Source organism: Massilia sp. Masssp94 (assembly GCF_059491305.1).
This window is the reverse complement of record NZ_CP168501.1, coordinates 6,152,736-6,165,927: the sequence shown is the minus strand read 5'-3', so window position 1 is coordinate 6,165,927 and position 13,192 is coordinate 6,152,736. Positions and strand designations below refer to the sequence as shown.

At 63.0% G+C, this 13,192-nt stretch carries 10 protein-coding genes and 1 pseudogene; 6 read left to right on the top strand and 5 right to left on the bottom strand.

All coding sequences use genetic code 11. The features are described from left to right. Window positions 1–527 precede the first annotated feature (527 nt). The 3 genes and pseudogenes from ACEN9G_RS27120 to dgoD all read right to left on the bottom strand — a co-directional run. Window positions 528–1,955 (bottom strand): annotated as a pseudogene (locus ACEN9G_RS27120) (IS1182 family transposase); the annotation flags it as partial. A gap of 148 nt (window positions 1,956–2,103) precedes the next feature. Continuing rightward, window positions 2,104–2,877: an SDR family oxidoreductase gene (locus ACEN9G_RS27115; protein ID WP_413342637.1), complete on the bottom strand. Its 774-nt coding sequence runs from the start codon at window positions 2,875–2,877 to the stop codon at window positions 2,104–2,106. 70 nt (window positions 2,878–2,947) lie between these two features. After that, window positions 2,948–4,096: a galactonate dehydratase gene (gene dgoD, locus ACEN9G_RS27110; RefSeq protein WP_413342639.1), complete on the bottom strand. Its 1,149-nt coding sequence runs from the start codon at window positions 4,094–4,096 to the stop codon at window positions 2,948–2,950. 154 nt (window positions 4,097–4,250) lie between these two features. On the opposite strand from dgoD, the gene ACEN9G_RS27105 reads away from it, so the two are divergent. Together ACEN9G_RS27105 and ACEN9G_RS27100 are read left to right on the top strand one after the other, a co-directional pair. Further along, window positions 4,251–4,463: a DUF7661 family protein gene (locus tag ACEN9G_RS27105; RefSeq protein ID WP_413342641.1), complete on the top strand. Its 213-nt coding sequence runs from the start codon at window positions 4,251–4,253 to the stop codon at window positions 4,461–4,463. A gap of 84 nt (window positions 4,464–4,547) precedes the next feature. Next, entirely contained in the window at window positions 4,548–5,729 is a 1,182-nt protein-coding gene (locus ACEN9G_RS27100) for a sterol desaturase family protein (protein WP_413342643.1), read from the top strand. A 4-nt stretch (window positions 5,730–5,733) separates the two neighbouring features. On the opposite strand, the gene ACEN9G_RS27095 is transcribed toward ACEN9G_RS27100, so the two are convergent. After that, window positions 5,734–6,855 (bottom strand): PepSY-associated TM helix domain-containing protein, encoded by a 1,122-nt coding sequence (locus tag ACEN9G_RS27095; RefSeq protein ID WP_483127265.1) that lies wholly within the window; start codon window positions 6,853–6,855, stop codon window positions 5,734–5,736. Window positions 6,856–6,949: 94 nt separating this feature from the next. On the opposite strand from ACEN9G_RS27095, the gene ACEN9G_RS27090 reads away from it, so the two are divergent. From ACEN9G_RS27090 to ACEN9G_RS27075, 4 genes are all read left to right on the top strand, one after another. Then, window positions 6,950–8,968 (top strand): TonB-dependent receptor, encoded by a 2,019-nt coding sequence (locus ACEN9G_RS27090; protein ID WP_413342964.1) that lies wholly within the window; start codon window positions 6,950–6,952, stop codon window positions 8,966–8,968. Window positions 8,969–9,089: 121 nt separating this feature from the next. After that, window positions 9,090–10,301, top strand: a complete 1,212-nt coding sequence (locus ACEN9G_RS27085; protein WP_413342962.1) for a hypothetical protein — start codon at window positions 9,090–9,092, stop codon at window positions 10,299–10,301. A gap of 24 nt (window positions 10,302–10,325) precedes the next feature. Beyond that, complete coding sequence (locus ACEN9G_RS27080) at window positions 10,326–11,420, top strand: acyltransferase family protein (RefSeq protein WP_413342960.1); 1,095 nt, start codon at window positions 10,326–10,328, stop codon at window positions 11,418–11,420. Between the two features lie 110 nt (window positions 11,421–11,530). Continuing rightward, a complete protein-coding gene (locus ACEN9G_RS27075; protein ID WP_483127264.1) occupies window positions 11,531–12,748 on the top strand; it encodes an NHL repeat-containing protein in 1,218 nt (405 codons plus the stop codon). 4 nt (window positions 12,749–12,752) lie between these two features. On the opposite strand, the gene ACEN9G_RS27070 is transcribed toward ACEN9G_RS27075, so the two are convergent. Beyond that, window positions 12,753–13,151, bottom strand: a complete 399-nt coding sequence (locus ACEN9G_RS27070; protein WP_413342956.1) for a VOC family protein — start codon at window positions 13,149–13,151, stop codon at window positions 12,753–12,755. Between the last annotated feature and the right edge of the window lie 41 nt (window positions 13,152–13,192).

Below are 13,192 nucleotides of genomic sequence, written 5' to 3'. Positions count from 1 at the left end.
GTGTGTATGGGGGAATGTATATATATCAAATGGACACCGGACACAACGCGTGTTTCAGAAAGAGAGAGCACGCGCGCGCGCGGGCGCGCGCGCGCGCGCGCGCGCGCGCGCGCGCGCGCGCGCGCGCGCGCGCGCGCGCGCGCGCGAGAAAGAAGGGAAGAAAAAAAGAGAGAGAAGAGAGAGTGGCAAGACTTGCTCACCTTCGGGTTCCCTCGATGACGAATCGAGTTTTTCCGCGACTGCTCCCTGGTTGGGCAAGGTTCAACGGAAGTACCTTCGTGACTAATTAAAACCTAAGCTCCTTTGGCACGGCCGCTTGTCTTACTGTCGTGACCGCAACGTCCGGTATGGGTCCAGGCTGTGTAAAAACGCGGAACCGAAGCCTGGGAGCTCGGTTACACGAGCCAGGGCTAATTGCAAAGCATCAGAAAGCGCCGCGAGATGTCCCAGCTTCTTTTCGGTGTTTTCATCGGGGGTGGCAGGAAACCCGCGCAGAGCCTCTCGTATAACTGCGGATAGCGGGCAAATGCCCTGATCGCATTCATCATGCTCGCCATGCCCAGAATCGCCATCAAGCGCCTGAAATTATAGGCAAGCACATGCAGGCTCATCTCGGTCTTCACGCGGTCCAATCCCTTCGTCAGGAAGTGTGCCGATCCCATCCAGGCTTTGATTGTGCCGTACGGATGCTCGACCGTGGAGCGTCGAATTCGCATGGCATCCGGACTTTGTTCAAGACGGGCTTGCATATCGTCGAGTACGTCCTGGTGCTCCCAGCGGGTCACACGTCGTTGCGCGCTCGGCGTGCACTTTTCCTTGAGTGAACACCCCTTGCAATTCGAGCTCCAGTACCGGTGGTTCTTCATACCTTTTTCGACGCTCTCAAAGCGCCAGATCAGTGCTTCGCCTGCCGGACAGCGGTACTCGTCCTTTTGCGGATCATAAATGAAATCGGCCTTGTCGAATCGCCCGTCGGCCTTGGCGCCGGACGTCTTCGTCGGTGGCACCAAAGCAAAGATTCCGGCCTCATGACAGGCCAGGATTTCTTCACCCTTGAAGTAGCCACGGTCGGCAATTGCGGTAAGTATTGGCGTGCCGATTACCGTACGTGCCTTCTTGGCCATACCCGACAGCTGATCGCGATCATTGCCGATGTTGGTTACTTCGTGCTCGATGATCAAATGATGCTTGGCGTCGACAGCAGTCTGCACGTTGTAGCCCACGATGCCGGAACCTCGCGTGATCATTGAACGGGCATCTGGATCGGTCAGTGAAATTTGCGTTTCGCCAGTCTCTGTCAGCTTCGCTTCGATTTCCTTCAACGTCGCCATCTGCGATTTTAACGCGGCGATTTTGTCGTTGAGACGAACGCGCTTCGGTTGTGCTGCTGCGGGTTCTCGCCGGTCGGCCGTGTCGAGCTCTGCCAAATAACGGATGATGTTCGACTCAATTTCTTCCATCCGGCGCTTCAGTTTGGCATCAGTGAAGTTCCGGTCGCTACTGTTGACCGCCTTGAATTTGCTACCGTCGATGGCGACGACAGCATCCGAAAACAGATCGAGCTGCTGACACAAAATAACGAACTGCCGGCAGACATTCCGAATAGCCTTGCCATTGTCTTTTCGGAAGTTCGCTATCGTCTTGAAGTCGGGTGTCAGGCGTCCCGTCAACCACATCAGTTCGACGTTGCGCTGAGCTTCTCGCTCCAGCCGCCGACTCGACTGGATGCGATTCAAGTAGCCATAGATGTAGAGCTTGAGGAGAACAGCCGGATGGTAGGCCGGTCGGCCTGTTTTCGCTGGATGTACGCGCTCAAAACCGAGGCCCGCGAGGTCAAGTTCTTCAACGAATACATCGATCACACGAACCGGATTGTCTTCGGCCACGTAGTCGTCCAAATGCTCGGGGAGCAACGTCCCTTGTCCGCGATCTTCGCCTTCGATAAAGCGCTTCATTTGGCACCCCAGTGATGAGATACTTCCTCAACGTTTACCGGGCCCGTTTCGTTTACACCGGCCTACGTTTTGACACAGCCTGGGTCGATAGCGGACATACACGGTCCCAGTCCGAGCACCAGGAAAGCGGCCAGGCTTCCAGTCGCTCCTAGTCGTGATACACCTGGCTCCTACCCCCGTCCACGAGCAAATCCGCCGCATTCACGAACCGCGCCTCGTCGCTGGCAAGGAACAGCGCCGCATTTGCGACGTCCTTCGGCTCCCCGATCCACCCGCACGGCAGCAGCGCGGCCTGGCGCCGGCGTTCCGCGTCGGGATCGGGACAGCCGGCGAGCCACGCCTCGATCCGCTCCGTCATGATCAGGCCGGGCGAGATCGAATTCACGCGGATGCCGCGCGCCGCGTACTCGACGCCGAGCGACCGCGTGAGGCCGATCAGCCCGTGCTTCGCGACGGGATACGGGAAACAGCCCTTGATGACCTTGTGGCCGTGCACGGATGCGATGTTGACGATGCTGCCGCTGCCTGCCGCCAGCATGGACGGGAGCACGGCGCGGCACGCGTTCCACGCACCTTCCAGGTCGAGCGCGAGACAGCGCCGCCAGCCTTCCGCGTCCAGTTCCAGCGGATCGGAAAACACGTTCACGCCCGCGTTGTTGACGAGGATGTCGACCTGCCCGAAGCGTTCCAGCGCGCGTGCTGCCAGCCGCTCCATCGCGGCGGGATCCGTGATGTCGGCCTGGACGAACACGCTGCGTGTCCCGCCCAGTTCCTCGCGCAGCGCCTGCGCGGCCGCGTCGTCGACGTGGCTGTTGATCACGACGCGCGCACCTTCCTCCACGAAGCGCCGCGCGACGGCCGCGCCGATGCCCATGGTGGAGCCGGTGACGATCGCCACCTTCCCTTCGAGTCTTCCGTTCATCTTTTCCTGCCGCTTCCCTGGCCCTGCATGTTTTTGTATGACATGCATCGTACACCAGCGGCAGGCCGGCCTACCACTCCGCGACGCTGCCGTCGGCGTGGCGCCAGACGGGGTTGCGCCAGTCGGGCGCCGTGCGGCTCGCCTCGATCACGCGTTCCTCGTCGATCTCGACGCCGAGCCCAGGCTTCGGCAGCGGCCGGATCCAGCCGGACGACAGCAGGAAGTCTTCCTTGTTCTTCACGTAGTCCAGCAGCTCGGCGCCCTGGTTGTAGTGGATGCCCATGCTCTGCTCCTGCAGCACGGCGTTGTGCGCGACGAAGTCCACCTGCAGGCAGGACGCCAGCGCCACCGGCCCGAGCGGGCAATGCGGCGCGAACGCGATGTCGTGCGCTTCCGCCATCGCCGCGATCTTGACGCATTCCGTGATGCCCCCCGCGTGCGACAGGTCCGGCTGCACGATGGCGAGGCCGCCCCGCTCGAACACGCGCTTGAAGTCGAAGCGCGAGTACATCCGCTCGCCGGCCGCCAGCGGGATCGACGTCGCGTCGGCCAATGCGCGGTAGTACTCGTCCTGCTCCGCCAGCACCGGTTCCTCGACGAACAGCGGCCGGTACGGCTCCAGCTCGCGCAGCAGCACCTTCGCCATCGGCGCGGACACGCGGCCGTGGAAGTCGACGCCGAATTCGATCTCGAAGCCGAACTTCGCGCGCACCTCGGCCACGCGCGCGACGGCCTGGTCGACCTTGCGCGCGTTGTCGATGATGCCCAGTTCTTCGGTGCCGTTCATCTTGAACGTGTCGAAACCGGCTTCCCGCAGCGCGGCGATGCCGGCGATCAGCTCGGCCGGACGGTCGCCGCCCACCCAGCTGTACGTCTTCATGCGGTCGCGCACGAGGCCACCCAGCAGCTCGTACACAGGCTGCCCCAGCACCTTGCCCTTGATGTCCCACAGTGCCTGGTCGACGCCGGCGATCGCGCTCATCAGGATCGGACCGCCGCGATAGAAGCCCGCGCGGTACATCGTCTGCCACAGGTCGTTGATGCGGCCCGGATCCTTGCCGACGAGGTAGTCGGACAGTTCGTGCACGGCCGCCTCGACGGTGCGTGCGCGCCCCTCGATGACGGGCTCGCCCCAGCCGGTGACGCCTTCGTCGGTCTCGATCTTCAGCAGCATCCAGCGCGGCGGGACGCGGTAAGTGGTGAGTCGGGTGATTTTCATGGCGGCCAGTGTAGCCGCGCCCGGGCCACCGCATGCATGCGCAATCGCGGGGGATCTATACAGTTCCGATATAGACGGCGGCCAGGCCAGTCCGCACCGGCTGGCCGAGGTGGAAATTCCTTTACACTGGACCGCCAACCGAAAGGAGTCGCAGATGAGGTTCAACATTTACGGCCGCTTCCAGGTCGATGTCCGGCGCGAGAACGACGCCTGGGCCGTGTATCGCGCGGTTCCCGGCAAGCGGACCCCGTTCGAGGAGGTCGTCATTCCACCGGACGTGCCGGCGGACGAACTGGCGACGTGGCTCGACGATATCTTTCACGAATATGCCGGGCACGGAGACAAGGTCGAACGGATCCCCGATTGAAGGCCAGGTGACAATCCGCGCCTTTTCGCGCGACGCAAAATGCTATGCTCCGCCGGCCCTGATCGCCAAGAACGGATCGCATTCATGAAGATTTTGACCAAGCCCGCGCGCGCCGCGCTCGACGACGTCACGGACGCCGTCTCCGCTACCGCCGACATCCTGCAACAAAGCGGCCGCCTGGAACCCGGCTACGGGCTGGCCAGCGGCGCCCTCGCATTTTTCCTGGCCGTGCTGTGTTTCCTCGGCGTGCTGGCCTTTCATTTTCCGCAGTACCTGACGACGCCGGAGCTGCGCCAGAAATACGATCCCGACATCATCCGCTCGATCATGTTCGCGGCCATGGTGCTGTCCGGGTCGATCAGCCTGCTCAACGTGATTTTCAAGCGGCGCCGCAGCATCAATGGCATGGCGGCGGCGCTCATTCTCTTGACGCTGGCGCTGGGCGGATCGCACGTCCCCGTCGCCGATTTTCCCGACCATACGCCGTACATCGGCCTGGACTGGTTCATCCTCGATCTCCTCGGCTCGACCCTGATTTTCGCGGTGATCGAGAAGGTCTTCCCGCTCTATAAGGATCAATTGCTGTTCCGCCGCGAATGGCAGACCGATCTCGTGCACTTTGCCGTCAACCATTTCATCGTCGGCCTGGCGCTGCTGACCGTGAACTTTGCCATTCACCGCCTGTTCGGCTGGATGGCGAGCGACACGATCCAGAATACGGTGCAATCGATCCCGTTCCTGCCCCAACTGCTGCTGTGCATCCTGTGCGCCGACCTGGTGCAATACTGCACCCACCGCGCCTACCACGAGATTCCCTTCCTGTGGCGTTTCCACGCCGTGCATCATTCGGCGAAAACGATGGATTGGCTGGCCGGCTCGCGCCAGCACATGGTGGAACTGATCATCACCCGGGTGGGCGTGCTGGGCGCCCTGTACGTGCTCGGCTTCGAAAAGAACGTCATGGACGTGTACATCGTCGTGGTCGGATTCCAGGCCGTCTTCAACCACGCCAACGTGCATTTACCGTGGGGCCCGCTGAAATACGTGATCGTCACGCCGGATTTCCACCACTGGCACCATTCGTCGGACGACGCGGCCATCGACAAGAATTACGCCGCGCATTTCGCTTTCATCGATCACATCCTGGGTACGGCCGTCAAAGGCCAGACGGGCTTTCCCGAGAAATACGGCGTGGTGGGCGATTATGTACCGGACGGTTTCACCAAACAGCTGCTGTTTCCGTTCCGGTCCCGGAAGGACGACTGAACCGTCAGTTCACTGCGGTCGTCACCGGCGCGCGCCCGCGTTTGCGCGCCTCCGCCCGTTTCCTTGCGAGCCTGTTCCTGACCCACATCCAGCCGCCGGACAGGGAGATCAGCGCGAGCGACAGGCCGAACAGGACGTTCAGCACGCGGGTCGCCGTCCCGCCGTATGCGCCGGTGTGCAACGGATAGAACCACGCGTTGATGCGCGTGGCCAGGTTCGATTCGAGGACGTTGTCCGTCCGCAGCAGCCTGCCGTCGTACCGGTCGAAGTGGACGAACGTGCGGCCGATCTGGTGGATTTCTCCGGGCAGCCGCATGCGTACCGTCACCGCGCCTGTCGGCGTGGCGGGCATCATCAGGCGCGTGACCCGTCCGGCGGGGAACGTCGCCTCTGCGCGCTGGACCATCGCGTCGAGCGAGGCGGGCGGCCCCGCGCGGGATGACGAGGCCGGCGCGGCCTGTTTCGCCCCTGCGCCGGTGAAGGCGACCAGCAACGGCTCCGTCAAGACGCCGGGCAGTGCCAGCGCGGCGCCGCTACCGGCGATCACGACGAGGAACACGCCCGTCACGATGCCCGCCACTTTATGGACGTCCAGCCAGACACGCGCCGCACCCGCATCCCATTTGACGGTCAAGGCCTGGCGCCAGCGGCCACGCCGGGGCCACCACAACCAGACGCCCAGGACGATGAGCAGCACGGCGGCCAGGCCGAACCCGCCGATGACCGCCCTGCCCGTCTCGCCCGACAGCAGGTTCGTGTGCAGGTCGACGAGGATGCCCATCAGCGAGTCGTGCGTGTCGCGCAGGCCGAGCACGTGGCCGTCGTGCGGGTCGAGGTACGCCCGCATGCTGCTGCCCCGGTACCAGACCTCCACCGCGTCCCCGGGCTGCTCCGGCAGGACGAGCATGCGCACCGGGTCGCGCGGCCAGGCGTCGCGGGCCCTGGCCGCCAGGGTGTCGACGCCGGCGCCGCCCGGCCGCGGCTCGACACGGCGCAGCTCGGGGTGCGCGGCCCGGTCGATCTCGCCATCGAAGGTAATGACGGCGCCCGTGATGCCGCTCATGATGAGCACGACCACCGCCGTCAGCCCGACATACCGGTGTAACCATGAGATGAATCTGCGCATACCGTTCCGTTGTTTCAATGCGAATCATTCTCATTATAATTTACAGTCCAATTTATGTGGGGTAAGATCCAACTTTTCTTTCTATCAACACTTGATGATGTTTTTTCGTAAGAAGACGGTCGTTCTCGCCATCGGACTGTGTTTCGCGCTGTCGGCACGCGCGCAGGACACGGCAGACATCGCTGCGGCGCCGGCGATGACGGTCGGTGTGGTCACGGTGGTCGGCAAGGCAACGGGGCCGCTGGCCACACGCAATGTCCTGACGTCGGTCGACCTTCTGGACGAGAGCAAGATCGCGACACAGGCAATCAGCCACAACTGGCAATTGTTCGGCCAACTCCCCGGCGTGATGCTGACGCAATATGGCCAGGGCACGACGTCCGGCAAGATTTCGATCCGCGGCTTCACGGGCGAAGGCGAGATCAACGCCGTCAAGCTGCTGATCGACGGGATACCCAGCAACAGCAACGACGGGATGATGCCCTACCTCGACCTGGCGCCGCTGCTGGACATCCGCGCCGTCGAGCTCGTGCGCGGCACGAACGATCCCCGCTACGGCCTGCACAACATCGCCGGCAATGCCAACGTCGTGACGAAGATCGGCGGCAATTACGGCGCGGCGCGCCTCGGCTACGGTAGCTTCGACACGCGCGACGCGCAGGCGGCGCTTGGCATCGACCGCAATGGTTTCTCCCAGAACTACGCCGCGAGCTGGCAAAAGACGGACGGCTACCGCGCCCACTCGGACGCGGACAAGTCCACCTTCTCCGGCAAATGGTTTTATTCGCCCGACAACGGCACGAGCCGGTACGGCCTGATCGTGCGCCACCATGAAGTGCGTGCCGACGAACCGGGCTTCCTGACGGCTGCGGAAGCCCGCGCGGACTGGGAACAGTCGATGCCGCACAACGCCACCGACCGCGGCACGCGCCGGATGGACCAGGTGGCCCTGCAGGCCGAGACGGCGCTCGGGCGCCAGCTGTTCTGGGCGGCGCAGGTCTATCACAATGCCCTGAACGACCACCGCTACGTGACCTTCTCCGCCGGGGTGCGCCAGCAGGAACGCACGATCGAGGAAAACCACACCGGCGCCTCGACGACGTTGACGTGGCGCCCGACCGGCCAGCTCCGTGTCGTCGGCGGGCTGGACACGGAGCGCCAGGACAACGCCAGCCAGCGCTGGTTCACCGCGAGCGAGGTGCGGCAATCCCGGACCCGCGACCAGCAGTTCGACCTGAACACGGCTGGCGGCTTCATCCAGGCGATCTACAAACCGGCCGCCGCACTCACCATCACACCGGCGCTGCGCGTCGACAAGCTCACCGGCAGCTACACGAACCTGCTGGACGGCCGCGTCTACGGCATCAACGACTTTGGACTGATCCGCCAACCGAAGCTGTCCGCCGTGTACCAGGTCAACGACGCCTGGTCCGTGTACGGGAACGTCGGCCGCACGTTCCAGATCGGCATCGGCACCGCCACCTACAAGGTCAACCAGACCAGCGACCTGTCGCCGTCGATCAACGATGGCTGGGAGACCGGCGTCAAGTTCCGCCCTGCGCAAGGCGTGGAAGGCCGGCTCGCGGTGTGGGAGCAATATGCGTCGAACGAGGCCCGGCGCAAGATGAACGACCCGGCCAACGATGCGGAGAACATCGGCGAGACGCGGCGCCGGGGCGTGGACCTGCAGTTGAACCTGCGGCCGACGTCGCGCCTGGGCGTGTGGGTGGGCGCCGCCGTGCAACGCGCGCGCATCGTCAAGGCGGACGACGCGTCGATCGCCACGCAGGGCAACGAGATCGATCACACGCCGCATCTGCTGTACAACGCGGGCGCGGACTTCAACGTCAGCGACGTGCTGCGCTTGTCCGGCTCGATCAATGGCCAGGGCAGCTATTTCCTGGACCGGACCAACACCACCGGCAAGTTCGGGGCGTATTCCGTCGTCAACCTCTCGGCCGCCTACCGCCTCGGCAACAACCTGGACGTGGAGCTCCAGGTCCGCAATGTGGCGGACCGCTACTACGACTATGTGTGGCACGACGGCGCGCAGTCGCTGCACGCACCGGGCAGTCCGCGCAGCGTCACCCTGATGCTGACCAGCCGCTTCTAGTTGAGTCACATCAAACGAGCTTCAGCATCGTAGCGCATGCTTGACGGGTGTGCGCCAGCCACCCCGTCCCCGGACGGGGGACTTCGGCGACCTTTTTCATCCCGGAAATCTTGGTCCAGCCATGAAGCACAAGCGCTCTCCGTCCGGTTTCTCGATCTTGTTCTTCCTGGCGTTTCTCGTCGCGCTCTTCCTGTTATTCACGCCTTTCGAAGAATCGGGAACCCGCGCCACGATGCTGCCCAAGTATCTCGCGGCCGGCGTGGCCATGGTGGCCATGTCGCCTCTGGTGTTTCTCGGGAAGATCCGGGTGAAACTGCCCTCCCTGCTCGTGGCGACGCTGCTGTTCACACTGGTTTTTCACGTGGTCGTCGTCAAGCCGGTGCCACCGCAATTCGTCCTCCTGATCGCCGCCAACCTGGCGTTGGCCATCGCGATATTCGAAACGCGATTCTCGTACAGGAGGGAATTCGAAGCGGCGCTGGCATGCCTGATCGGGATCAACGTACTGACGCTGACCATTCAGGTGATCCTGTACTATTTCGTCACGCATACGATCTACGACGTTCATCAACTCGTGTTCGGCACGGAAAGCCGCGTCACCGAGGAATACTTCAACATCGCCCGCTTTGCGGGCCTGCATGTGGAGCCCGGCACTTACACCAACTACGTATCGTGCATGCTGGCCATCTACGCATTTTCGGCCGAGTTCAGCAAAAAGCTCATCGTCCTGGCCGTCGGGACCATCATTTCCGTCCTGATGACGCATGCAGCATCCTCGATCTTCTTCGTTTCCGCGCTGTTGCTGCTGCTCGGCTGGCTGTGGCGCAAGCGCATCGGCTTGCTCGAAATCGTCATCGCACTGTCCGTCGTCGTTTTCTACATTTACGCCTCCAATTTCATCGACCACCTGATGACCCGCTTCGGCGGCAACGATCCCAGCCTGTCGTTCAAGATGCAGGGCATAAACACATACCTGGATGCCGGGTTGGAAGAGAAATTCACGGGATTCGGTTATGGAACGGATCCTTGCATCGGATGCCACTACCAGGACATCGGCGTCATCCTGAACCTGGTCAGCCGCGGCGGCATTATCGTGACGTTGCCGTTGGCGCTGATCCTGCTGCGCATATTCGCCCTGCACGGCATCATCCTGGCGGCGATCATCGTCCTGATCCCCGCGTATTGCATCATGTATTTCTACGAGGCCCCGATCTGGATCTTCCTCCTGTTTGCGATCTCGAGCAGGCAGATGCTGGACAAGCGCGTCCAACCACGGACGCGAAGTACGGCACCGGGGGCCATCGCGCCCGCGGGCATGGTCGCGCACCATTGAATCCGCCGCCTGGAGGTTCACGCCATGACACGCACCAGAGTCAACGAAATCGATCTTCTGCGATTCCTGGCGGCGCTCTCCGTCGTCTTTTTTCACTACGCCTACCGTGGGCCGGCCGGCGGCTTCTCGGCAATGCCGTACCCGCTGCTGGCGCCCGTCGCCGAGTATGGCTTCCTCGGGGTCGAACTGTTTTTCATGATCAGCGGATTCGTCGTCCTGATGACTGCGGCCGCCAGCGCACGCCTGCGCGACTTCTGCATCTCCCGCGTCGTGCGGCTCTACCCCGCATTCTGGACCTGTTGCACGATCACTTTCCTGGCCAGCATCGCACTGGCCACGCCACGCAATGTCACGTTCGTCCAGTACGCCGTCAACATGACGATGGTCGCCGACCTGTTCAGGGTGCCGTTGCTGGAAGGGGCTTACTGGTCGTTGCTGGTCGAGATCCGGTTTTATGCACTGGTGGCCGCGCTCCTGGTCATCGGAAAAATTCACCAGGCGCAGCGCTACCTCGTCATGTGGCTGCTGGCATGTATCGCGCTCGCACTCGTCGCGCTGTTCCCGGACGCGTGGCTGCCCGCAGGCGCGCTGCATGCCGTCCGTACCCTGCTGATCTTCGATTACGCGGCGTATTTCATCGCCGGTGCCACCTGCTTCCTGATCTGGAAACAGGGTGCGGCCGTGAGCAGCCTGACGGTGCTCGCAGGCTCCTGGGGCCTCGCCCTCTTCCAGTCGGAAGTTATCGTGCGCAAGGTGCGCGCCGAGAACGCCATGTCGACCTTGAACGGCGGTATCGTCATCGGCATCCTGACCCTGTTCTTCCTGGTGATGCTGCTGGTCGCATTGGGCCGGACGGGCTCGATCGCCCGCTATCGCTGGCCGTTGGCCGGGGCGATCAGCTATCCGCTGTATCTGCTGCACCAGAACATCGGCTATCTCGTGTTCAATCGCTTCTACCCGACGGTAAGCGCCCATCTGCTGCTCTGGGGCATGATCGCCGCCGTGCTGGGTGCCGCGTATGGCGTGCACGTCCTGGTCGAGCGGCGGTTCGCCTCGCGCATGAAAACTTACCTGACCGGCGCGTTGACGGGTTTGCCAGCTCCTGCAGCGAAGAAATGAAACCGCGGCATTCTCGTCGTGACCATTCGTGAGAATTTTTATATCGTTTTCTTGCTATCGTGCATGCCGTGGCCACTCCGGCCAGGCTTACGATAGAAAGAGATCGAACTGTGTTCAACATACCTGCCACCGTATCCACACGCCGTGCCATCCTCGTCGCAGCGGCCGTCGCGTTGTTGACATCGTGCGGCGGTGGAGGCGGCTCATCGGATACGACGGGCTCTGGCACGCCGCCGGTGAACAACCAGGCCATCGTCCTGTTGGCCAGGAACCCAACCGGCAACTACGTCAGGGCCGGCATCGCGGTCGGCCCGGACGACACATTGTTCGTGGCGAACGACGCCAATGCCACGATTTTCAAACTGACGCAGGACGGCGTCGTGTCCGACTTTGTCGGCAAGGATGGCGTGCCTCCGGGGACGGACGGCACCGGCAACGCGGCAGGCTTTACGAAGCAGATCTCGCAGCTTCTTTTCGATAAGAACAGCCAGGTGCTCTACGCCCTCGATGGATGGCGCTATCAGTCTTATGACGGGTCGCCTGCCGTCGCCCTGCGACGCATCACGCTGGACGGGGTGACCAGCACGATGTCGCTGTCGAGGTTCCCGACGCATGCGCCCGCGAACCGCTTTCTGCCGCAGAGCCTGGGGGACAATCCGTCCGCGCTGGCACTCGGCCCCGACGGCACGCTATATGCCACAACCGCGATCATGGTTGGCGGCGGTTCCAGCAGCCCGGCTACCGGGAGCCACGAAGCACAACATCGAGGCTGGCGGACCCTGGACCGCAACGGCGGCGGCCGCCTCCTGTTCGTCCAGGAGTCCGGCTCGGTCGTGTCGGGCTATTCCGACCCAAGCCCTCCTGTGACCTATCAGTATCCGACCGACTTGAGCGCCACCGCCGGCATGCTGGGCGAGTACTTGGGCGGCCTTGCGGTGGACCGCGCCGGCAACGGATACATATCGGACTACGTCCGCCACATCATCGTCAAAGTGACCCCGGGCGGCTCGGCCAGCATCTTCGCGGGCACCGCCGACAAACCCGGCGCGGCCGATGGTCCCGGCACGGCGGCGCAATTCAACGGTCCGGGAGATATGGTGATCGACAAAGCGGACAATCTGTACGTCGTCGACGGCGGCAACCAGACGATCCGCAAGATCACGCCGGCCGGCGTGGTCAGCACCGTGGCCGGCCAGGTTGGCCTGCAGCAGACGCGCCCCGGCCCCCTCCCCGGCGGCCTCAACAATCCAGGAGGCCTGGCGATCGACGACAAGGGCCGTCTCTATGTGACCGTCGGCGACGGCGTGGTCCGCGTACAGCTGCCCTGACGGGTCATTCCTGCGGCGCCGTCCAGACCAGGTTCCACAGATGGCCGTCGAGGTCCTCGAAGCCCTGGTCGTACATGAAGCCATGATCCTCGGGCGGGTGCGGAATCCGCGCACCCGCCGCTTGCGCGCGGGCGATCAGGCTGTCGACTTCTTCCCGGCTTTCGCAGCTCAGGCAGATGATCACCTCGTTGGCATCACGCGCCCGCACGGCCGGCTTGCTGATGAGGGATTCGAAGAACGCTTCCGTCATCAGCATGACGTGCAGGGCGTCGTCCACGATGTTCATGAACAGTGCATTCTCGTTGCTGTAGCGGGAATTGAGCGTAAAGCCGAGCGCCGAAAAGAAGGCCTTCGAACGATCGAGGTCCTGCACCGGCAGGTTGAAGATGATTTGCTTGTTCATGATGTCCTCTTGTCATAATGTTGGTTGGAAAACCTGTCCTG